The following is a 21,965-nucleotide window of genomic DNA, read 5'->3' on the forward strand; positions in this document are numbered from 1 at the left end:
TAGGACATCCCCTTTCGCTATTTCTTAGACTTTTTATCCCTATACTCCCAGAGGTTGTGGTAATATATTACAACTAGATGATTACTATATGGGAGGTATGTGAGTGAAGCATAAATGGATGAACTCGCCGTACACCTTTGCTTTAGGGATGTTTGCGATGATGGTTCCCAGTCAGGCTTTTAGTTCTTTTTACAGTTATTTTTATGTGGAGAAATTGGGCTTGGGCATTGGACTTGCTACACTGGCCAGAACAATCTTTCTGATCTGGGATGCGGTGAATAATCCGCTGTTTGGATACTGGTCAGACCGCACAAATACCCGCTATGGTCGGCGAAGACCCTGGGTGTTCGGCTCGATTCCACTATTTATGCTGGCGTTTGTGCTGGTGTTCTCTCCACCCGGCGGATTATCTGAAAATGGACTCTTCACTTGGTTTCTAGTGACACTTATTTTCTATGAGGCTGTCGCTACGGTCTTGTGGGTGAACTATGGCGCACTGCTTCCGGAGCTCTTCCGTGGAGATCGTATTCGGGCAAAAGCCTCAGCGATTCAGCAAGGGTATCAAGTGGTTGCTCTGTTAATCGGTACGGCTCTAACGCCAAAACTTTTCGCAGCAATTAACTTCTCTAATATGGCTATTGTGTATGCCTGTCTCTTCGGCGTGTTTATGTTTTTATGTATGATGAATGTCCAAGAGAAGAAAGAGACCACTAAGACCGAACCGTTGAAACTCATCCCGGCTTTTCGGGAGACGATTCGGAATAAGAAGTTCTGGGTGTTTAATATTTCGAACTCTTTTGCCCAAACGGTTAATGGACTTGTAAGCTCGATGATTCCCTTTTATGCAAAATATGTTCTACATATTTCAGAAGCACAGGTGTCTATTATGCTCGCGGCTGTCTTTGTCTCGGTCATTCCATTAGTGTTCGTGTGGTATTGGATTATTCGTAAGATGGATGGGGTCAAGGCATGGCGGCTATCGCTTATCCTATATGCTTTATCTGTCATTCCGCTATGGTTCGGTTATGATCTTGTAAGTGGTGTAGCCGCTGGTATTGTTGTCGGTTTCGGACTAGCAGGATTTCTAGTAACCCCAGCGATCGTAGGTGGCAAAATTATTGATGAGGATGCGGAGAAGACAGGTCTGAGAAGAGAAGGCATCTATACCGCGGTAAGTGGATTCATCACTCGCTCGAGCGGATTAATCTCGGCGCTGGCTTTTTTCATTGTAGGGATGATCTTTGGTTACAAGGGTGGCGATGCCCCAGGGTCTGATCCAGAAGCAACGTTCCGGTATTTAATAAGCGTGGTGCCGTTATGTCTGCTAGCGATATCTGTTGTCATATCTTTTACTATTAAATTTACATTCACGGGGCAATTGAGAGGTGATGCTGACTATGATCAGAAAATTAATCATCAATTGTGATGATTTTGGGCAAAGCCCTGCCATGAATCAGGCGATAATGCATCTATTAGAAGAGGGAAAAGTATCTTCAGCGACGATAATGGCGGTGGCCCCTGGATTCGAGGAGGCAGCTAGATGGTGTAGCCGTAGGCAACAACGAAATGTGGGCCTTCATTTGACGATGACTAGTGAGTTTGAGGCTTTACGCTGGAGCAGCCTGACGGGGGACTCTTCACTACATGACGATGGCGGGCATCAATATAAGACGGTAAAAGATTTTGAGCAGGGGGCGCACACAAAAGCTGTATTGAAGGAGATTGTTGCGCAGTACGAGAGGGTGAAACAATCAGGAATAGTGATTAGTCATGTAGACAACCATATGGGAAGTTTATATGGCATGGAAACGGGACGCAGCTTGCTCCCGCAGACGTTGTGGAGAATTTCGCGCTGGGGATTGCCATCACGGTTCTTTCGATACATCCATCCAGAGGATCCTCTTCTGGGATCGCTGAAAAATATTGAACGACCTGTTGCACTTGGATCCGGGCTGGCCGATACACTTGGAGTCCCGATTCCTGATTACTTGTTGTCGCATCCTTTTGGTGTAGAAGAGGGTGAGACGTACGATCGTTTCAAACAATCCATTATCACCAAGATGTATTCGCTACCTGATGGTGTTAGTGAAACCTATATTCATCCCGGAATCGACGATCCGTGGATGCTTGCAAATATACCACATTGGGAGAAGCGAGTCTGGGAATATCGCCTACCCTTTGATGATGATTTTACCTATGCGATTCGTGATGCTAGTGTTGAATTGACGGATTATCGCTATGTACAGGAGCATTTAAAGCGCCCACGGGTAAAATCTGCGGGGAGACTTTTAAAGCGTTTGATCAGGTAACCTTACTTCAAAACTAAATACTCCAGCCACACCATTCTAAGTGTCAAAGTATTGATCAGGGGAGCATCGCTCCTCTTTTTGCTATCCAACCTCCTCACTCGAAGTACCTATCCTCTTCCAAACATAAGTACACCTACCTTTTTTATCAGGAAAAATATTCATATTAATCTCATAAAATGTATTTTCATGATTAATATCATATTATTTAATGTATCCAATACTTTAATGTAATAAATGAAATATATTGTAAAATAACACATGAATGATTAGGTCAACAATTGTGCTAATAGGAGGATATTCATGACAGTCAAACACTTTTTTCCTGTTGAAGTAGAGGGTGAGGATTACAATTTACTTTATCATGCACCTTCTTCTAAAATTGCAAGGGTTCCAAAGCATGCGGATATGGAAAAAATGAGCGATGAAGTCATTTATCAAACTTTCGAAAAGCTAAAAGAGGTAAGTATAACACCCAAACATAGAGAATATGGAAAGGGAAGTATCGGAATTACGTTCATGTCTTCAAGAACCTGTAATTTGAGTTGTGTATATTGTTTTGCAGGGGAAGGAGAATATGGGGATTCAGAAGTGAAGTCTAAATACATAAGTAGTGATTTGTATCTCGATTCTGTAAAAGCCATTGACGAAATGTATCCTGAGGGGATTAAGAGTATTAGTTTTTTTGGTGGTGAACCACTCTTGTACTTCAAGGAAATTGAGAGTTTTGTGCCCGGATTTGAACAATATTTCATTAGTAGGGGCAGAGAAGTTCCTTATATAGGAATCAGCACTAATGGCTCTCTATTAACAAATAAAAAACTAGAATTCATTAAACAGCATAACATTAAAATTGTAATGAGCTTGGACGGTCCTAAAGAAATTAATGATATAGCTAGAATTGTTCAAAAAGAAGGAGCCAGTATCTACGATACGGTAATTAAAGCTATTGAAAAGACAAAATCACATGGAGTTAGCTTTAGTATTCAAATGACCATTAATCAGAATCATATAAAACAATATAAACCTGGTTTAGCTGCCGAGTGGCTTGAGATTATGGAAAAGTATGAAACTGAGAATTTGGCGATAGTTGTAGTCGAAACTGATCATGCTGATCTTCAAATTAAAGACAAAGCACATCTTGAGGTATTGGATCAGATGGTACGAGAAATAACACGATACTATATAAACAAATTATTTGAAGAGAATCCTGTTATTCGGGCAAAGGGAATGATCGCGGCTCTGATTCAATTGGCCAAGGGCAAATATGTGGATAGTTGTTCAGCAGGCCATTCAGTATTTGTAGATACCGATGGGGGTATATATCCATGCCATATGTTCTGTAATGATGATCAGTTTTTATTGGGAAATGTTAGAGATGGTGGGATGGATCGGGAAAAAGTAAATGTACAGGCCAATATTGACCGCATGGATGGAGATCGTTGCAAGGTCTGTATAGCACAAAGCGTATGCTCGTTTTGGTGTAAAGGCATTCAATATTTGTCAACAGGTGACATGTATGAGGTATTAGACAGCCGTTGTGTATTTCAAATAGCAAATGTAGAAGAATGTTTGAAAGCATTGGCAAATCTTAAAAAAGGTACAGATGTGTATACTAGATTTTGGAATAATGTAGCCAATGCCAATAAACAGGCCCAATGATGAGTGAATTATCACTGGGGAATATGAGAGTTGTAGATGATTTAACCTTGTATGAGGATCCAGGATTCAGCAAAAAAAAGTATTTTCTATTGAGCGATGAAAGGGAAATCTATCTAAAACTAGATGAACAACAATACCTTTATTTTAAAGTATTAATTCCTTATCTCAATGGCTTAACGAATAAGGAACAGATTGAAGAGGAATTAAGAAATCAATTAGGGCAATCCATTGATATTAGTAAGGGGATTGAATTTCTGTACCAAAAGGGACTTTTCTATGGTACGGAGAAGAAAACGGTAAGTAAGGTTGAATTAGAGCTATCCGGAAAAAAGCTGTTTGAAGCTCCAATGGTGGCTATCCAAGAAAAGTATGGATTACTTCTCAGAAGAACACTAGTGTTTATAATGATCCTGTCATGGATTAGTATAATCGTCGGTATGTTTTTGATTATAAGAGATCCTCAAATCGTAGTTGAAACCTACAGGGAAAGTAAGAGCTTTCGATGGAGTGAGGTAGCGTTATGGGAATATGTTGTTGTAGGAGTTGGAATTTTTTTATCAGTAATTATCCATGAATTAGGACACATACTTACGGCTAATTATTTTGGGATTAAGCTTAAATCATTTAACTTTTTGATTCATATGGGGATAAGTCCTGTTTTCTATATTAAGTACAAAAACCTGTATGCAACCACTAGCAAGAAGAAGGCACTAGTTTTAATGGCAGGGGTGTATTTTAACCTTATCCAAGCTAGCCTATTTTGGTTATTACTTTGTTTAACATCTGATTGGAAATTTGCTGTGCTAATGATCATGAACTTAGGTGCGATAATAAGCAATTTATCCTTACTGGGAGTCAGCGATGGTTATCATGTTGCCGCTATTTTATTTGGAGTAGAAGGCTTACGTTGGAATATGCTAAAGCAGATGAGTCGGATTATTCAGATAAAGGGGCAGGGAAGGCCCGTCATGAGCAGGAAGGGATGGCTTATGGTTGGATATTTTCTTCTGTCCTACGGAATGACATTCGCGGGTATATATTACTGGATCAAGCTAGTCGTTGACTTTTTAGGGTTGCATATTCTAAATTCTAACGTTATTTCGATACTGGCAGTCGCAGCGATGTTGATGTCTGTTGGGTACTTTGTTATAAAGTTTTTCAAATCACTACGCAATATGAACCTATCTTAGCAGGGAAGACAAAGAAAGGTGGAATGGAATGTTCTCCTATATTGTGAAGAACATGTACAGACATAAACTGAGACTAGTGCTTACATTTATATTGCTTGTGGCTAGTGTAATTCTGGTCAGCTTCTCGCTTCAAGTGCTGCTGAATTTCTCAAACATGATTAACAGCAGTTGGACCTCTCCATCAATGAAGGAAGACTTAGAATCTGTGACCAATTTGATTCTAATGTTTATGGCCATTCTCATCGGGTTCAGCTATGTGATGATTAATAATACCTATTCAGTAATATTGCATGGCCGTATTCAGGAGTTCACCTTACTTAATAGACTAGGGATGTACAGAACAAGAATAAAAAGAATGCTCTATATCGAGATCGTGATGCTTGGAACTGTATCGGTGATCATCGGTGCTACATTAGGAACGGTATTATCGTATTGGTACATGCATCAATACAATATGAAATCCAAAGTAATCTATTCAGAAGTTATTGTCTATATACTCGCACTCACAATTCCAATGCTTATTTTCATTATACATAAGAATCTAAAACAACTTCCAATAGGTATCCTTCAACTTACTACAACCTCGAAGAAAATTCAAAAGCAAAACAACACGGTGCAATACGTAAAAGCAAATGAAATGATCAAAAAGTGGATTTGGCTGATTGTTGGTGTAGCCGTTATTATATACAGCTTTATGGGCTTGGGCAAATTGATTTCTACAGTTTTTAATTTAAACTTGGGAACCCAAGCAATTCAAAATATCAATGATATTTCTTTTTGGGTTGGTGTATTTATAGCACTGGGTCCAACGATTCTTATTATTCTAAAAATATTGGGGGTTTGGGCAAAATCCTCTAAGCTAACCTCTTTACATTTGGCTGTTCAACAGAATTTGTACACATTTCGAAAAATAAAAACACTGACAGTTTCATTTATGTTCTCTACCTTGCTTATTGTCGGAATGCTGGGTTTCTATCATTCGGCCAAGAGCTCGGTTGCCAACTTCGCAGAGGATCATATTCACTACAGCCATGTTATTGTGTCGAACCAACCCATAACCAAAAGTGAAGGTGAATTAAAAGGGTATGTTGAGACGGAGTGGAAGGGGCGTAGTGTAGAAACAGCTCTAACACTTGAAGCGAATAACGAAAAAGACAAATATTTGTTAGTTACCGGAATTAATCCAAATTATTTCAACATTGAAGAACTGTCTTATATTAATTCGGGCAACGAATTAGAGATTTTTAAAAAGAAGGAATTTCTGCCCATTATTTTTTCAGCGAATAGGGCTGCCGACAAGGACTTTAGCATTGGGGATGAGCTGGAATATAACGTCGGTAATAGGAAGCTAACGGTTAAAATTGTAGAAACCTATCGTCCTCTAAATCTACTTCAAGGCTACGTATCAAGACAAAGCTTATCTCAGCTATTGTATGGTCAGGATGATATATACAATACGGTTTATTTGATTGGTGGTACAGATAAAGATGCTGAGCAAATCTCTTCTTTTTTGGGAATAAAGAATGCTTCCATTAGTAATATGGGAGATCTCAAACGTGAATATAAATCACAGGCTATCAAGGGTACAGAGATGATCGAGGCATTCTTGTATATCAATTTATTATTCACAACATCACTTATTATCAATATGTTTTTGCTATCTCTTCAAGATCGAACGAAACAATTTGCCATGCTCAGGATAGTGGGAGTGTCCAAGTTAAAGCTTGTTGGCTCTATGTGTATAGAGGGCTTGCTTATTTTTCTGTTAGGATCTTTTCTTGGCTGGGAGCTGGGAGTGGAGTTTATCAAAGGGGCAGTTATGTATATGAATGACTCTATTTCGGTTCCTATGGAGACACATGTTCCTGTTCTTAATTTAAGTGCAACTTTGGCGGTATGCTTCTTGGCATTGTTTGTGAGCACAGTAATCATTGGTTACTCTGCTTTGCGGAAAAATGCATTGGAGTATATGTACAAAGAATAGGAGGGATATGCTTGAATATCATTCAATTAAAAGGGGTCCATCAGGAATATCAATCGGGGCCTATACCAGAAGTTATTTTAGAAAGTATAACCAAGTCATTTGCTGCTGGTAAAGTATACGCTGTGATGGGACCTTCGGGCTCAGGAAAGACTACATTGCTAAATATTATTGGAGGTATATTGAGACCTGTTTCAGGAGAGGTGTGGCTGGACGGCGAAAATTTGGTTAAGCTCTCCGAGAAGAAATTAGGGCAGCTCAGGCTTAATAAAGTGGGGTATATTTTTCAGAGCTTTAATCTACTCCCTTTTTTAACAGTTGAAGAAAATATATTTTTGCCCATTCGATTAGTAAAAAAGGATGTCAAGCCGTATCTCGAGAGGTATGCCTCCTTGCTAAAGTCGCTTGGTATTGAAGGGAAGAAGGACGTTTATATTCATGAGCTATCTGGTGGCCAGCAACAAAGAGTAGCTATTGCCAGATGTCTATTAATGCAGCCCAAAGTCATATTGGCAGATGAACCCACGGGAAATCTAGATAGTACTAATGGTGATCAGTTTATGAACCTTCTAACTGCAATGGCACGCGAACATCAAATTACGGTCATTCTTGTTACTCATGACGAACATATTGCAAGCTTCGCCGATGAAATAATTGATATGAAAGATGGATGTATAACAACAAATTCAATTCGGGGGGATAAAGGAAATGAAAACATTAGAAGAGCAAATCTGTGAAATGATCGTTACAAAGCTGGAATTGGAAGATGTAGATCCAAATGCTATTGATTACGAGACTCCATTGTTTTCCGCGTATGATGAGGACGGTAGTGGGCTTGAACTGGACTCTGTTGATTCATTAGAGCTGGTAGTAGCCATGCGGGAAACCTTTGGCATTGTTGTTGGTGAAGCGAATATGTCGATCTTCAAAAATATTAATTCACTATCGAATTTTGTTCGTGAGAAACAGGCAGCGCTAAATTAAAGGGGGCAAAAAAGTGAACCATTCGTTTACTTACAAGTTTATGCCCTGTTTTGCAGATATTGATAGTTATTCTATCGCCCATCACAGTAAATATTTCTGCTGGTTTGAAATGGCAAGGTTTCATTTTATGGGTGAATATCTTGACTTGCCATTGTCCACTGTACATGAATTTCGTTCACCTGTTATCAGGCTAGGATGTGAGTTCAAACAACCGGTCCTTTTTGGCCAAGAGTATACCATTGAGACGCTAGTGTCTTATAAGCTTCCTAAAGCTAGTCTAACTTTTAATTATGAAATAAAGAATGATTCCGGACAGCTGATTGCTAAAGGGTTCACAGAGCATGTGTTTTTAAACAGTAATAACGAATTGATGCTCAGTTTCCCTGATATCATTTTGCGAAGAATGTTGAGTCTTCAGGAAGTATAGGGGGAATTTAGTTGAGTGTATACATCAATGGAATAAGTATGCTTACACCTGTAGGAGCTGAATTACAGGAATTATGGGAACATTTGCATCAAGGGGATGTACAATCACCCGTGCAGGCGGTTAAGATTCCTCCCTTTAGGTATGGTAAAGTGCTCAGAAGAATGGACCGTTTCTCAACGATGGCATTGTATGGCGCATTTAAGGCTGTAGAGGACGCGGCAATAGAGGGTTATGACCCTTTTGATGTGGGTACGGTATTTAATTCGATCTACGGACCTCTCTCCACAACACTAAACTTCGGACAATTTGTTATTAACGGACAACCCGAGTTAGCGAGTCCAACCATGTTCTCAGGGACTGTTAACAATGCTTGTCTAGGGCATGTATGTATTCATCTAGGGGTTAAAGGGCCAAGTACTATGCTCTTGTGTAGTAACTATATAGGTTATAGTGCAGAGTTAATCCAGCGGGGAAAAGCTAAGGCTGTCATTGCAGGAGGACTTGATGAGTACTACCAGGCTTTATTTGATGAGTTTATACAGCTGGGATATCCGGTGGGAGAGCATGCAGTTACGCTTGTTATGGCAAATGAGAGCAATGAACATACCTATTGCGAGTGGATCTGTTCACTGGAAGGGAATTTGGGTGGGCATCCCTATATAACTCCATTATTTCAAGGTGAGCGAAGTCGCATAGAATCTATTATGCGAGGTGTTATTCAAAAGGCGGAACTGAATTTCGATGATATTGACGGTGTTATTACAGCTACAGGACATCTGGATATATATTCAACAGAAGTCGATGCGATACGTGGTTTGTTTAACAATCAAGTACGAATTATTAATCCTAAAAAAAGGGTTAGAGATGCCCTTGGAGCCAATGAAGGAATGAATGTAGGAATTGGAGCAACCATTTTAAAGCAGCAGAAGATCCCAGAACTGTTGTTGGATCAGGGAGAAGATTTAGGAGTTGCATCCATAAGTGTGCTTCTTGTAAATCATTATGATGTAAGTGGAGGCTTCACATCCTGTGTAATTAAAGCGGTATCATAGGAGGTTCTTATGTTTGGACATATGAAAGGAAGAACAGCGCTTGTTACCGGAGGCAGCCGAGGAATTGGAGAAAGTATTGTTAAGCTGCTGTCTAGTCAGGGTGTAAAGGTTGCCTTTACATATCACCAGCAAGAGGCAGATATACAACAATACGGTGAAATGTCTGATGTGAAGCAGTATCGTATGAACTTAACGGATAAAAAAAGTATTGAGTCAGTTGCTCTTGAAGTCGAAAACGACTTTGGAACAATAGACTATCTAGTTAACAACGCAGGCGTTACTTCTGATGGATATATGATGCTGATGAGTGAGGAGAATTGGGATCGAGTAGTAGACACCGATTTAAAAGGGCTCTTTTTGTTAACAAAAAATGTACTACCTATCATGATGAAACACAAAAGAGGTTCGATCGTAAATCTGTCTTCTGTAGCAGGAGTATCCGGAGTAGTTGGGCAGGCTAATTACTGCGCAGCAAAGGCAGGTGTGATTGGGTTAACGAAAGCGTTATCTAAAGAAGTGGCCACTAAAAATGTCAGGGTGAATGCTGTTGCACCAGGCTATGTAGAAACAAATATGATACGGTCGATGGCGCCTAAGCTTATTGACTCCTTCAAAGCGCGAATTCCTTTGAGGCGAACTGCTGATCCGGAAGAAATTGCTAATGTAATCTTATTTTTACTATCAGATCTATCCAGCTATATTACTGGTGAAACCATTGTTGTAGATGGGGGACTTACTAGTTGAGTAAACGTCGAACACTTATCATTACAGGTGCAGCTGGAGGATTAGGTACAGCTCTTTGTATGCATTTTGCACATGAATACCACCTGTTGGCACTCGATCGGGTACCTGATCAGGACCTCTCAAATAAACTTAAAGATCTTATAACAACCGGAGAAGTTGAGTATCACTGTATCGATTGTACAGATGAGAGAGCAGTTATCCGTTTAAGAGAGTCTATCGAGCACGAAGATTTGTATCTGAGCGGGATGGTTTTAGCTGCGGCAATCATGCCCATTTCATCCTTTGAGCAGACTAGCTTGGAGCTGTGGAGACATACCTTGGATGTCAATCTGACTAGCCCGTTTATTATGTGTCAACAGTTCGTAAGCTTACTTAAGGAATCTAGCTCCATTGTAATGGTAGGTTCTGTGCTAGGTACTGTAGCTGCATATGATCTGATGGCTTATAGCACTTCTAAGGCAGCGCTGCAACATTTGGCTCAAAACTTGGCTTTAGAACTCTTACCCCGTGGCATTAGTGTTAACTGTATATGTCCGGGGTTTATGAATACGCCAATGTATCAAACGGCTGTAAGGAATAGCAGTCTGAATACTAATTGGTATCATTTATTAGAAGGGATTCCTCAAAAGGTTGTAGTAATTCAGGAAGTTGTTCAAGCTATTGATTATATGATTCGTCAAAAAGGAATGACTGGACAAGCAATGATTATTGACGGTGGATATTCTATTCGTTAAATGAGGTGAAGAAGATTCTTACGAAGGTTGAAGCTAACTCGGTATGGAACGGTTGGAAACAAATGCAGGTGTACTTAGAAAAAGGGCTTATCATATTTGAACGAAGTGAAGGCGGATATTATTACGATCAAAAAGGAAAAAAGTACATAGATGCAACCTCTAATTTACTCTCAAGCAATTTGGGACATAATCATCCTCGAATAATCCAGCAAGTAGCAAAACAATTAAATCAAATAGATTCATGCACTTTAATATACTCAACCAGCAAAATTTCAATTGAATATACCCATAAGCTGTTATCTCAAATTCAAGGCTCCTTCCGGCATTTGTTTTTTACAAATAGTGGTTCGGAGGCTACAGATACTGGGATAAAAATGGCCAAGCAATACTACTTCAATAAAGGGCAGCCTCAAAAAAATAAAATTATTTCACTGAAGGGGGCTTATCATGGTTCAACTATAGCTGCAACTGCTGCTTCGGGGAATGAGTATGACAAGCGTGCTTTAGGAGAGGAATTCAGTACTTTTAAACAGGTGAGGGCACCTAATAATAGCAATAAACCACTCAACATGACGGACGAAGCGTGGGTAGATGAATGCATACGTGAAATGGAAGACAAAATTAAGTCGGAGCAGCCAGAAACAATAGCCGCTTTACTAGTTGAGCCCGTTCAATTATCTAATGGAGTAGTTGTGTTTGCTGATCGGTATTTTCAAAAGCTTAGATCCATTTGTGATAAATACAATATTCTTTTTATGGTTGATGAAGTGGCGACGGGATTTGGCCGAACAGGCACTTTATTTGCATATGAGGAGTGGGGGGTACAACCCGATATTGTATTGATGGCTAAATCTATGACAAATGGGCTTATCCCTATGGGTGGTGTGCTAGTAACCGGTGAGATATACGATAATTTCTGCGGAGAATTAAATAGTACAAAAGAATTTTCTCATGGATATACCTCCAGTGGTCATCCACTGGCATGCGCTGCAGGCTTAGCCACCTTGGAATGTATCGTCCAGGAATCTATATTGAATCAAGTTAAGGAACATGAGAATCAGTTATTTCAATCTCTAAAGGTACTTGAATCTTCTCCGTTAGTAGAATCAGTACAGGGGAAAGGATACATGTTAGGTGTTAATTTCAATCCAAATCTATATACCGATGACGAATTTGAGTGGGAATTGGGTGGAGTAATAGAGATGCTTTTGAAGAAAAAGGGACTGATTCCTTACTACGAAGGAGAAGGTAAGACAATTATCGCTCCACCCTTAAATTCTACAATAAATCAACTAATGGAGATTGTAGAGAAAATAGAAAAGGCATGTAAGTTGGTAGAGCAATCATTAAAACTGAAAGAAAAAAGCAGGAGAGGATGAGGGATTATTAAATTCAGGGAATGTCGTATGACGACCATGTATGAACTATTTCATCATGCAGGAGTAGACCTCAGCTTACAGCAAGTTTTCCTTATTCTGGGTGGAATAAAAAATAGCTTGCTTTATATTCAACATAAAAGTGTAAAGCTTTTTATTCCTAGTGGTTTTACGGATATTAGTTGTCCGTTCGTATTTGAGAAGTTCGGATTCCCTTATGAGGCTATTACAGTGAGTGAATACATTCAGAGGTATCAAAAAGAAGAGAATTTTACGACGGAGTATATGGCAATTTTACCTTTCTCATCAGAGGTTTTGCGTATAAGAGAGCTGGATTACGTAGATTTAACTTTATTTGGACAATCCTATCTGCCCATTCATTCAGTGGATAGTGAGGGAAACCGGTTCATTTTAAGAACAGATGATGTGCAGGATGATTCTAGCTGGCTGGATATAGACGTTTGCTTGCAGCTAGAAAGCTCTCATTCTTGGCTATTGGAGGATAATTTAAGTGTTTATATTCTATCTCGCAAGCAACTTAAACAGTGCCAATGTATTCAAAAAATTCATCAGTTAGATAGTAAAGAACTTTTAGAAGAAATGGCAACTGCTTTTTTGAAAAATACTTATGTGGATTTTAATGATGGTGTAGTTCGAATTGAGGGAGAACAGGTATATGTGCATTTCATAAAGCAGTTTGAAAAATGTGCTGATGCACTCAGAAATACGGAAAGTCAGAAACAGCAGGCGTTGATTTTGAAGTATGTGAAGGTCGAATTAAGATATTTCAGACAGTTTATATTGGCTGGGACCGATGGCTATTATCGAAATGAGTTCGCAGAAGTACTAAAAGTGTTGTTTGATGATGAAAGTAACCCTTCAAAAATATTGAATATCAAACAATGGGAATTGATATCTAAAAAATGGAGGGTATTAGGGCGTAAGCTGGATATGCGATTGAAGCGTAACAAGGATATTGAAGAATGGATTAATACGTTGGAGGTGCTGGTGAAGCATTTTCATACTGTTCAAACATTAGAGACAGCTGCTACTCATGATTTAAAACAGATCTTAGCTTCAGAAAAGAAAAAGTATTTATTCAGTCTAAGTTAGCCTGCTTTGATCAGAGAAGGAGGTGAAAAAAATGAGGAGTGATGAACTGGACATGCTTAACACGATTAACTTTGAAGATCTAAAGTTTTCTGATGTCGAGGATATGGATGAAATTGTAACTCCGGGTTGGGGTAGCTATTATTGCTGCAATTAACAAAACCTTGCGCTGATATCTAAAGGAGGTGAGATTTACATGAATACTGTTGATGAACTATTGGAGAATCTTGATTTTGATAGCTTAAGCTTCGACGAGGTTTGTGAAGTTGAGGAAATCGTGACTCCTGGCTGGGGATCGCAAAAATGTTGTGGAGTGTAATCACTCTCTGATCTTTGAATCTACTACTCTAGTGAAGGAGGTGAGAACATGAAAGAACAATTGAAAATAGATATTCGTTTTGAAGAAATTCAATTCGAAGACATTCCAGAAATTGAAGAAGTTATTACCCCAGGTTGGGGGACTGCAGGTTGTTGCACGAATTAGTGTCTAAATTATGATGCAGAAGATTCATAATTGGATTAAAAGCACATCATAGAATTATACATAATAAATTAATACTTGTGTAATTATCGCAACAGACGGTTTATAACTGATGAGCCGTTCTGGTTAAAGGGTGAGATATGCGGGTTACCTTAATTAAGATGCAGCCTGTGTCCTTAGGGGCACAGGTTGTAAACTTTGAAGGCTTGAAGTATCAATACACGAGCAGACAGTTTAAGAAGCTCAGACGAAAGTTTCTTCTGGATATGCTAAAGAAAAAGTATGACGACCTGGTAGAGCTAGACTTCGTTCGGAGACGAATAAGTTTTGATAACCAAGAAGAATTGAATTACTCATATTCATTAAGTGGATACAATATTGCTGTAATTGTAAATAAGTCTCCTATTGGAATCGACATTGAATCTTACGAGAAACTTAGAGATTGTGTATTAGATATATATGCAAGTCGTGAAGAGATAGAGGCGATACAGTCAGCTTTACAAACAGATTGTAGTAAGCAATTGAGAACATTCCTTTGGTGCAGTAAGGAAAGCATTGGGAAGCTGATTAGTGTTGGGTTGAAAGACGGATATAAGGCTATTCAGTTTTCTAATGATGACGGCTTGCGTATTAGCTCCATCTATCCTGCTCTCCCACCTTCGATTTATATATACTACTGTTTTCTCCCCTATTATTGTGTAGTCATTAGTTCATTTCGTGAGATCGGAGGAATTGAAAGTGGAGATCCAAGAATTACTTCCTCATAGAGAACCATTTCTATTCGTAGATGAGATTATAGAGTTAATTCCAAGAGAGTACTCCAAAGTACTAAAGCATGTTAGAGAGGATGAATTTTGGGTTAAAGGTCATTTTCCCGAAGGTGCAGTTTTCCCGGGCGCCCTGATGATGGAAACCATGGCGCAAGGAGGAGGGATTATGCTTAGCGCTGGTGGCGGGCATAACAAAAGTGAACATAATGCCTATTTATCAAGAGTAGATAATTTAAAATTCATCTGCAAAGTAATACCGGGTGATACTGTAATAGTGGAAGGGAAATTTGTTGAGAAAATTGCCGATTTTATTAAGGTTAAGGTAAAGGCGTCTGTTCAGGGGAAAAAAGTTGCAGAAGCAACGATTACATATATCGTGCTCAAAAAAATATGAAGCTTGCAGAGGGTAAACCTATGGAAAGAAAAGTGGTAGTCACTGGTATAGGTATTCTATGTGCTTTGGGAAATAATAAGGTAGAGGTGTTAAAAGCTTTAGCAGATCAAACTACTGGAATTAAGAAGGCAGAGATGTGCAGCGCTTATAAGGATCTAGAGTATGTCAAAGTAGGCATAAGCAATTTTGAACAAGTGGAACTAAATCACCCAGAGGAATTGGACAAGATTGAAAAGATGACTAAACAAGTATTGGATGAGGCATTGAGAGACGCTGGATTGACTGTCCAAGATTTAGAGAAGGAAGGATTACGGGCTTCATTCTCTATGTCTACTTCACTAGCCGGAACAGATCATCTTCTAAAGTATTTAGATTTAGGCAAACAGGATCCAATGTGGATTTTGAAGACACGAGCTTTTATTAGTAGATTAGCAGCAGCCTATAAAATAGGCGGGGGTTTTTACACAACAAGCTCAGCTTGTGCAGCAGGGACTGCTGGTGCGGGAATAGCCTTTGATCTTATTCGCAACGGCGCAGCAGATGTCGTGGTAACCGGAGGGGCAGATCATATTTCTCTATTCTCCATCTTCGGATTTAACGCCCTTAAATCACTGAGCAGAGATATTAGCAAACCTTTTGATGCAGAGCGTGATGGAATTAACATTGGTGAGGCGAGCGTTTTTTTTATCTTTGAGGAGTACGAACATGCTAAAAAAAGAAATGCACGTTGTTATGGTGAAATTATTGGATACGGCTTAGCGAATGATGCTTACCATATTACAAGTCCTGATCCGAAAGGTGCTGGAGCGATTCAGGCTATGACAATGGCACTACAGGATGCTAAGGCTAACAAAGAAGAGGTAGGTTATATTAATGCACATGGTACAGGTACTTCAGCCAACGACCAGATGGAGCTTAAGGCAATTAGAGAAGTATTTGGTGATTTTCCCGTAGTATCATCTACAAAATCAAGAACAGGACACTGTTTAGGTGCTGCAGGAAGCATAGAGTTATACTTTAGTTTGTTGTCAATTTATGAAGGATTACTCCCGGAAACGTGGAATTCAAGATTAGATATGGAGGGGGACTGGTCATTTAAAGCTGCAAATGATTCAGGTCCTATTGAATATGCATTATCCAATTCATTTGCTTTTGCAGGAAATGCTGCTAGCATTCTGATACGAGCGATGGATCATGTATAGCCTTGAAATAATATGAATTATAACCTTCGTTGACCCGAATGAAATCAATAGTCCTTAAAACGAACAATAAAGAAGACACCTTGAGGGGTGTCTTTTTATGTCTAAGTATACTCATTTAGAAGACTATCCCATTAAACCCTTTAATCCATTCAAGAATGGGGAAATAGATTTAATCATATTGTAGCCCATTTTCACAACCGGCATTGTTCTTTGGATCATCCCTACGAAGCCCATAATTCTACCGAATCCTGAAGCGCCTGAACTTGCAGCCTCGGTAGCCCCTGCAGCTCCTCCTCCCATCCCGAAAAGTGAGCCGAATAACGGCATGAGTCCTGATACGTTCGCTTTCCGGGAGCGGGAAGAAGAGTGTTTTTTTGATTTTTTGTTTTTATTTTTACGTGGTTTGGAAAGGGTTAATCCATCCTTATCGAGGCCAGTTATCCATCCTACATACGTACGTCCATCATGAAGCGTAACACACACAGGTCTACCCTTGAGCTGTTCAGCTCGCTTGCGAATTTTTGCTCTGTTTGACATTTGTGGATCACCTCATTGGTCTATTTAATTCTATATTACTCAGATAATCTGGTGTTGCTTGTGCGGGTTCATCATTAATATGAAAAGAAAGTCCAAAAAATGGATGGGAACGTGTTATATATAAATATCCATCTCAGGGGTTTATTCTCGTGAAAGTCCATCGCCTTTATAATAGGTGTTCTTCCGCTTACAAGATTCGAATATCAATTAGTATGGGGGTGGAAGGATGTTATCTGATTGGATTACCTTTTGATAGAGGGGTATGTTATTTTTTTGCAGCCTATTTAATTCTCAATACCGTAATGAATATATTCTCGAAGAGTATAAAAGAGAGACTTGTGATGACGCCTTTGTCATTAATCACTGCGATTTGTTTTGGGTTTACTGCCATCATGAGTGGGTCTTGAGGAAGTTATTATCAGATAAAGATTCGACGTGTTTTGACTTTGTGTATACGCTTTCATGGGACGCATCTGTGTAAGATGTGTTTTTCTTGTATGTCTAGAGACTCTTGATCTAATAAAAATATAATGTGACCTAGGTCTTTCTTCACACGTTATTATATTTGACATGTAATTATATTAATTTTACAATCCTATACTTTTTCGTCATGTTTGTGTGATATAATATCACCGAAATTATGTAAAAAATATTAGGGGGAATAAATCTTTATGGGATGGAAGACACGATGGAACAAGCCTCTCGCTTCTGTACTAGCAACTGCAGTGCTTTCAGCACAGGTACTAGGTGGAGTCGTTTTGGGCACGGTTTGGAGTCCGGACAAAGCCGAAGCCGCATCTGATGCCACAGCCAAACTCCGGTTGATGAGCACCACGGACGTACACACCAATGTCTACGGCTGGGACTATTTTAAGAATGCAGCTTCTAAAACTGTAGGACTCGATCGGACAGCTACGTTGGTTACTTATGCTAGGAGCGAATATCCTGATAATAATCTTCTGCTCGACAATGGGGACTTGATTCAAGGTACGCCATTGGGTACTTACATCGCGAATGAAAGTAATTTAGTAGAATCAGAGACTAAGCTACACCCTATGATTGCGGCTATGAATATTATGGAATATGATGTTGCGACTTTTGGTAATCATGAATTCAACTATGGGCTGGATTTCTTGAAACGTACTATTAAGGGCAGTGCTAATAATCCATTGAGTGGTGCCGACTTCCCCTATGTAAATGCCAATATATATATTGATGATAAAGATGGTAACCCAGACAATGACGTAAATGCTTTTAAACCTTATGTCATTCTTGATAGAGAAATAATGGACAGCGATAACCAACTCCGTGATATTAAGGTTGGTGTGCTTGGTCTTGTGACCCCTCAGATTATGGAATGGGACAAGGTTAATCTGGAAGGCAAAGTCATTGCTAAGGACATTGCTGAAACAGCAGCCAAATATGTTCCTATTATGAAGAGTGAGGGTGTCGATGTAATCGTAGCAATGGCACATACTGGCTTCGATGCAACTGCAGTTGCAGGTACTGGTGCAGAAAATGCTATCAATCTTTTAAGTAAGGTTGACGGCATTGACGCGATTACCTTCTCACACACTCACAAGGTGTTCCCAACAGTTGATAATGCAATGCTTGATGCTTCTTTTAAAGATCCAATAACAAAGCTACCATATAATAATGCTCAATCCGTTGTTGATAATGTTTATGGGCATATTAATGGTACTCCTGCCGTGCAAGCAGGTTATGGTGGAGGTTATCTGGGTCTAATTGATCTTAATTTGGTAGAAGTAGGCGGCAAATGGGAAGTAGATAAAAAGAACTCTAAAGCCTCGACCCGCTCCATAGCCAATGCTATACCGGATCCTGCTATTGATGCTGCTGTTGCGGCAGACCACCAGGCTACTATTGACTATACAGGCCAAGAGCTAGGCGTTACTACCGCTCCGATGAACAGTTATTTTGCAATGGTTCAGGACGATCCAACCGTGCAAATTGTTACCAATGCCCAGAAGTGGTATGTGGAGAAGTATATTGAAACCAATCTACCACAGTATAAAAGTCTTCCGATTCTTAGCGTAGGTGCTCCTTTCAAGGCTGGACGTAACGGTCCTTCTGAGTATACGAGTATTGAGAAAGGTCCGCTGACTATTCGCAGTGCGAGTGACTTGTACCTGTATGACAACACGCTGAAAGCTATTAAAGTCAAAGGCTCTGTTGTTAAGGAATGGGTTGAAATGAGTGCGGGCGCATTTAATACAATCGATGTGAAAAGTGTAGCTTCACAAAGTTTGCTCAATGGAGATTTTGCGGTTTATAACTTCGATGTCATTGATGGCATTAAATACACAATTGATGTAACTAAACCTGCAAAATATACCCCTACCGGAACAATTAACGATGCTTCATCGAGTCGTGTGAAGCAAATTACGTATAAAGGTAAAACTTTGGATCCAAACCAAGATTTTATTGTTGTGACTAACAATTACCGCGCAAGTGGTGGTGGGAACTTCCCGGGTGTGAAAGGTTCAGAGATGGTAGTCGATTCACAGGATGAGAATCGCCAGATCCTCATGGATTACATCAGAGAAGTAGGTACCATTGATCCTTCTGCGGATGGGAACTGGTCTTTGGCTCCTATTTCGGATGATGTGAATATCACCTTTACTTCATCACCAGAAGCGGCAAAAGTTGTGCCATCCAACATTAAGGACACTGGTGCAAAAGATATTAAGGGATTTAGTATTTATAAACTGGCTCTCCCAGTTAAGGATGTAGAAGTTCACCTTCTGGGAATCAATGATTTCCACGGCCAACTGGATACAGTTTCTATAGTAAGCAACAAGAATGTGGGAACAGCTGCTATTCTTGCGACTTATCTGAAGGAAGCACGGGCTAAATATGACAATGCTCTACTCTTCCACAACGGAGATTCCGTAGGTGCATCTGCTCCTGTATCCTCGCTTGAACGCGATGAACCGACGATTGAGTGGATGAACATGATGGGATTTGATGTGGGTTCCCTGGGTAACCATGAATTTGACCAAGGTGTCGATGCACTAATGACGCAACTTTATGGCGGTGTGGACCCTAAAGACAGCAATGTTACCCACAAGGGTACGAATTTTGATTATGTTAATGCCAATGCGGTGAATGCCAAAACTGGCGACCCGATTATTAAGCCTTATGTAATTAAAGAAGTAGGCGGTGTGAAGATCGGCTTTATTGGCCTTGTAACGAAGGCTACACCAGGCAAAGTTTCGCCTTCCGGCACAGCCGGCGTATATTTCCTCACTCCTGAGGAGGAAGTAGCGGCTGTTGAAAAATATGCTAAAGAGCTTCAATCTAAGGGTGTTGAAACGATCATCGTGCTTGCGCATGATCCTGCCACAACTAAAGATGGCAAAACTACAGGTGAAGCAGCTGATCTAGCTAATGCGCTTCCTGCGAACTCCCCTGTTGACGTTATCGTTGCTGGTGATAACCATGCACTGGCAAACGGAACGGTAAATGGTAAGCTGATTGTACAAGCATACTCTTATGGTACAGCATTTGAAGATATCAAGCTGATCATTGATCCTAAAACAGGTGATGTGAAGGACAAGTCTGCTGTTGTAACCTCCACCCTCCATGACGGTGTAATACCGGATCCGGAAAGTGTGGCACTGGTTAATACTTACCTTGAGAAGCATCCAGAACTGACCCAACCAGTGGGTACAACAGACGGAACTGTTACTCGTACAGATGCTTACACCAAAGAAGCTGCGCTTGGCAACCTGATTGCTGACGCTATGCGTACTGCTGATTTCGGCGATGGCGCAAAGGCTGCTGATTTTGCCTTTATGAATCCGGGTGGTATCCGTGCGGATCTTCCGAAGGGTGATGTAACCTTTGGCGATTTGGCTAAAGTTCAGCCGTTCGGTAACACGCTTGTGAAGCTGACACTAACTGGAGATCAGATCAAAAAGTTGCTTCAGCAGCAATGGGGCGTGAAAGCCGACAAATCACCAGATATCAAAACACTACAAATTTCTGGACTGAAATATACAGCGAATATGTATCTTCCAGTAGAGGATCGCGTTGCCAATCTTACGCTGACTAACGGAACACCAATTAATCCTAAGCAGGAATATACGGCAGTCGTGAATAACTTTATGGCTGCGGGTGGGGATAACTACAAGGTTCTGACTGAAGGTAAGAATTCATTGGCTGGTCCGATTGATTTGGATGTATTCTACGATTACATTGTGAAGACGTTTGATCGCAAAGAGATCAAGGCGGTCATTGAAGGTCGTATTACGAACAAAGAGAAGGCTGATACGGGATCGGGCAGTGGCGATGGAGGTCCTAATGTTGTAACTCCAACACCTACTCCAACCGTGAAACCAACAGCAACACCAGCACCAACAGCAACTCCAGCGCCAACTACTGCTCCAGCAGCAAACTTCAAAGATCTGGGTAAGGTAGCTTGGGCGCAAGAGGCTATTCAAGCTTTGGCTGCCAAGGGTATTATAAAAGGTTTGGATGCAAATAATTTTGCACCAACCAAAACAGTGACACGTGCAGAATTTATTACTATGCTGGTTCGTGCGCTGAACCTGACGGGTTCGGGTACATCGAGTACGTTCAGCGATGTTAAACAAGGAGTCTGGTACACGGATTCTATCGCTGCTGCGGTGAAGGCCGGACTTGTACAAGGCTCTGGAAATGGTAAGTTCGAACCGGGTCGTGAAGTGACCCGTGAAGAGATGGCTATTATGATTGCTAATGCATTGAAGGGCAAGCTACAGCCTGTTGATAAGAATGCAGCGCTGGGCAAGTTTGCGGACAAGTCCAGTATTGCTCCATATGCACAGGATGCTATAGCGCAACTGACCCAATTGGGAATCGTTAACGGCGTTGAGGGTGGCAAATTTGCACCTAAGGGCATAGCTAACCGTGCTCAAGCGGCAGTCATTATCTACCGTATGCTTGAGAAAGCTTCATAATAGGATAGTTCTTCTAAAAAGTGTATCGATGATCTCTAATAGGGACTCGGT

The 21,965-nt window shown here is 40.3% G+C and carries 20 protein-coding genes; 19 read left to right on the top strand and 1 reads right to left on the bottom strand.

Annotated features, from left to right (window positions below; all coding sequences use genetic code 11):
- The first annotated feature begins 103 nt into the window (after positions 1-103).
- The 18 genes from L1028_RS21880 (at position 104) to L1028_RS21955 (ending at position 16,413) form a co-directional block, all read left to right on the top strand.
- Entirely contained in the window at positions 104-1,426 is a 1,323-nt protein-coding gene (locus tag L1028_RS21880) for an MFS transporter (protein ID WP_234539626.1), read from the top strand.
- On the top strand, positions 1,398-2,309 hold the full coding sequence (locus L1028_RS21885; RefSeq protein WP_234539630.1) for a polysaccharide deacetylase family protein: 912 nt from the start codon (positions 1,398-1,400) through the stop codon (positions 2,307-2,309). The genes L1028_RS21880 and L1028_RS21885 overlap by 29 nt, the downstream gene beginning before the upstream one ends.
- A 300-nt stretch (positions 2,310-2,609) precedes the next feature.
- Complete coding sequence (locus L1028_RS21890; protein WP_234539634.1) at positions 2,610-3,968, top strand: radical SAM/SPASM domain-containing protein; 1,359 nt, start codon at positions 2,610-2,612, stop codon at positions 3,966-3,968.
- Positions 3,965-5,158, top strand: a complete 1,194-nt coding sequence (locus L1028_RS21895) for a M50 family metallopeptidase (protein ID WP_234539638.1) — start codon at positions 3,965-3,967, stop codon at positions 5,156-5,158. Before L1028_RS21890 ends, L1028_RS21895 begins: the two co-directional genes overlap by 4 nt.
- Before the next feature lie 52 nt (positions 5,159-5,210).
- Positions 5,211-7,142: an ABC transporter permease gene (locus L1028_RS21900; RefSeq protein WP_234539642.1), complete on the top strand. Its 1,932-nt coding sequence runs from the start codon at positions 5,211-5,213 to the stop codon at positions 7,140-7,142.
- Positions 7,143-7,153: 11 nt separating this feature from the next.
- The gene (locus L1028_RS21905) at positions 7,154-7,876 is read left to right on the top strand and encodes an ABC transporter ATP-binding protein (protein ID WP_234539645.1); all 723 of its coding nucleotides are present in this window, start codon (positions 7,154-7,156) and stop codon (positions 7,874-7,876) included.
- Positions 7,848-8,123, top strand: coding sequence for a phosphopantetheine-binding protein (locus tag L1028_RS21910; RefSeq protein WP_094877748.1), 276 nt, complete (start codon positions 7,848-7,850; stop codon positions 8,121-8,123). Before L1028_RS21905 ends, L1028_RS21910 begins: the two co-directional genes overlap by 29 nt.
- A 13-nt stretch (positions 8,124-8,136) precedes the next feature.
- The gene (locus tag L1028_RS21915) at positions 8,137-8,550 is read left to right on the top strand and encodes an acyl-CoA thioesterase (protein WP_234539648.1); all 414 of its coding nucleotides are present in this window, start codon (positions 8,137-8,139) and stop codon (positions 8,548-8,550) included.
- Between the two features lie 11 nt (positions 8,551-8,561).
- Positions 8,562-9,602 (top strand): beta-ketoacyl synthase N-terminal-like domain-containing protein, encoded by a 1,041-nt coding sequence (locus L1028_RS21920; RefSeq protein WP_234539651.1) that lies wholly within the window; start codon positions 8,562-8,564, stop codon positions 9,600-9,602.
- A gap of 9 nt (positions 9,603-9,611) precedes the next feature.
- Positions 9,612-10,346: a 3-oxoacyl-ACP reductase FabG gene (gene fabG / locus L1028_RS21925; RefSeq protein ID WP_234539656.1), complete on the top strand. Its 735-nt coding sequence runs from the start codon at positions 9,612-9,614 to the stop codon at positions 10,344-10,346.
- Complete coding sequence (locus L1028_RS21930) at positions 10,343-11,080, top strand: SDR family NAD(P)-dependent oxidoreductase (protein ID WP_234539659.1); 738 nt, start codon at positions 10,343-10,345, stop codon at positions 11,078-11,080. Before fabG ends, L1028_RS21930 begins: the two co-directional genes overlap by 4 nt.
- 5 nt (positions 11,081-11,085) lie before the next feature.
- The gene (locus L1028_RS21935; RefSeq protein WP_234539662.1) at positions 11,086-12,459 is read left to right on the top strand and encodes an aminotransferase family protein; all 1,374 of its coding nucleotides are present in this window, start codon (positions 11,086-11,088) and stop codon (positions 12,457-12,459) included.
- 27 nt (positions 12,460-12,486) lie between these two features.
- Positions 12,487-13,569 (top strand): hypothetical protein, encoded by a 1,083-nt coding sequence (locus L1028_RS21940; protein WP_234539665.1) that lies wholly within the window; start codon positions 12,487-12,489, stop codon positions 13,567-13,569.
- Between the two features lie 31 nt (positions 13,570-13,600).
- Positions 13,601-13,723 (top strand): hypothetical protein, encoded by a 123-nt coding sequence (locus L1028_RS31360; RefSeq protein ID WP_279306901.1) that lies wholly within the window; start codon positions 13,601-13,603, stop codon positions 13,721-13,723.
- Between the two features lie 39 nt (positions 13,724-13,762).
- Positions 13,763-13,885 (top strand): hypothetical protein, encoded by a 123-nt coding sequence (locus tag L1028_RS31365; protein ID WP_279306902.1) that lies wholly within the window; start codon positions 13,763-13,765, stop codon positions 13,883-13,885.
- Positions 13,886-14,187: 302 nt separating this feature from the next.
- On the top strand, positions 14,188-14,814 hold the full coding sequence (locus tag L1028_RS21945) for a 4'-phosphopantetheinyl transferase superfamily protein (protein ID WP_234539668.1): 627 nt from the start codon (positions 14,188-14,190) through the stop codon (positions 14,812-14,814).
- Positions 14,786-15,211, top strand: coding sequence for a 3-hydroxyacyl-ACP dehydratase FabZ (fabZ, locus tag L1028_RS21950; RefSeq protein ID WP_234539672.1), 426 nt, complete (start codon positions 14,786-14,788; stop codon positions 15,209-15,211). Before L1028_RS21945 ends, fabZ begins: the two co-directional genes overlap by 29 nt.
- 20 nt (positions 15,212-15,231) lie before the next feature.
- The gene (locus tag L1028_RS21955) at positions 15,232-16,413 is read left to right on the top strand and encodes a beta-ketoacyl-[acyl-carrier-protein] synthase family protein (RefSeq protein ID WP_234539674.1); all 1,182 of its coding nucleotides are present in this window, start codon (positions 15,232-15,234) and stop codon (positions 16,411-16,413) included.
- A 123-nt stretch (positions 16,414-16,536) separates the two neighbouring features.
- Here the strand turns inward: L1028_RS21955 and L1028_RS21960 are convergent, their stop codons facing one another.
- Positions 16,537-16,950: an LSm family protein gene (locus L1028_RS21960; RefSeq protein WP_234539676.1), complete on the bottom strand. Its 414-nt coding sequence runs from the start codon at positions 16,948-16,950 to the stop codon at positions 16,537-16,539.
- A 671-nt stretch (positions 16,951-17,621) separates the two neighbouring features.
- On the opposite strand from L1028_RS21960, the gene L1028_RS21965 reads away from it, so the two are divergent.
- Complete coding sequence (locus L1028_RS21965) at positions 17,622-21,914, top strand: bifunctional 2',3'-cyclic-nucleotide 2'-phosphodiesterase/3'-nucleotidase (protein WP_234539679.1); 4,293 nt, start codon at positions 17,622-17,624, stop codon at positions 21,912-21,914.
- Positions 21,915-21,965 lie beyond the last annotated feature (51 nt).

The sequence above is a fragment of the Paenibacillus pseudetheri genome (assembly GCF_924513355.1).
Classification (GTDB): Bacteria; Bacillota; Bacilli; order Paenibacillales; family Paenibacillaceae; genus Paenibacillus_AQ; species Paenibacillus_AQ pseudetheri.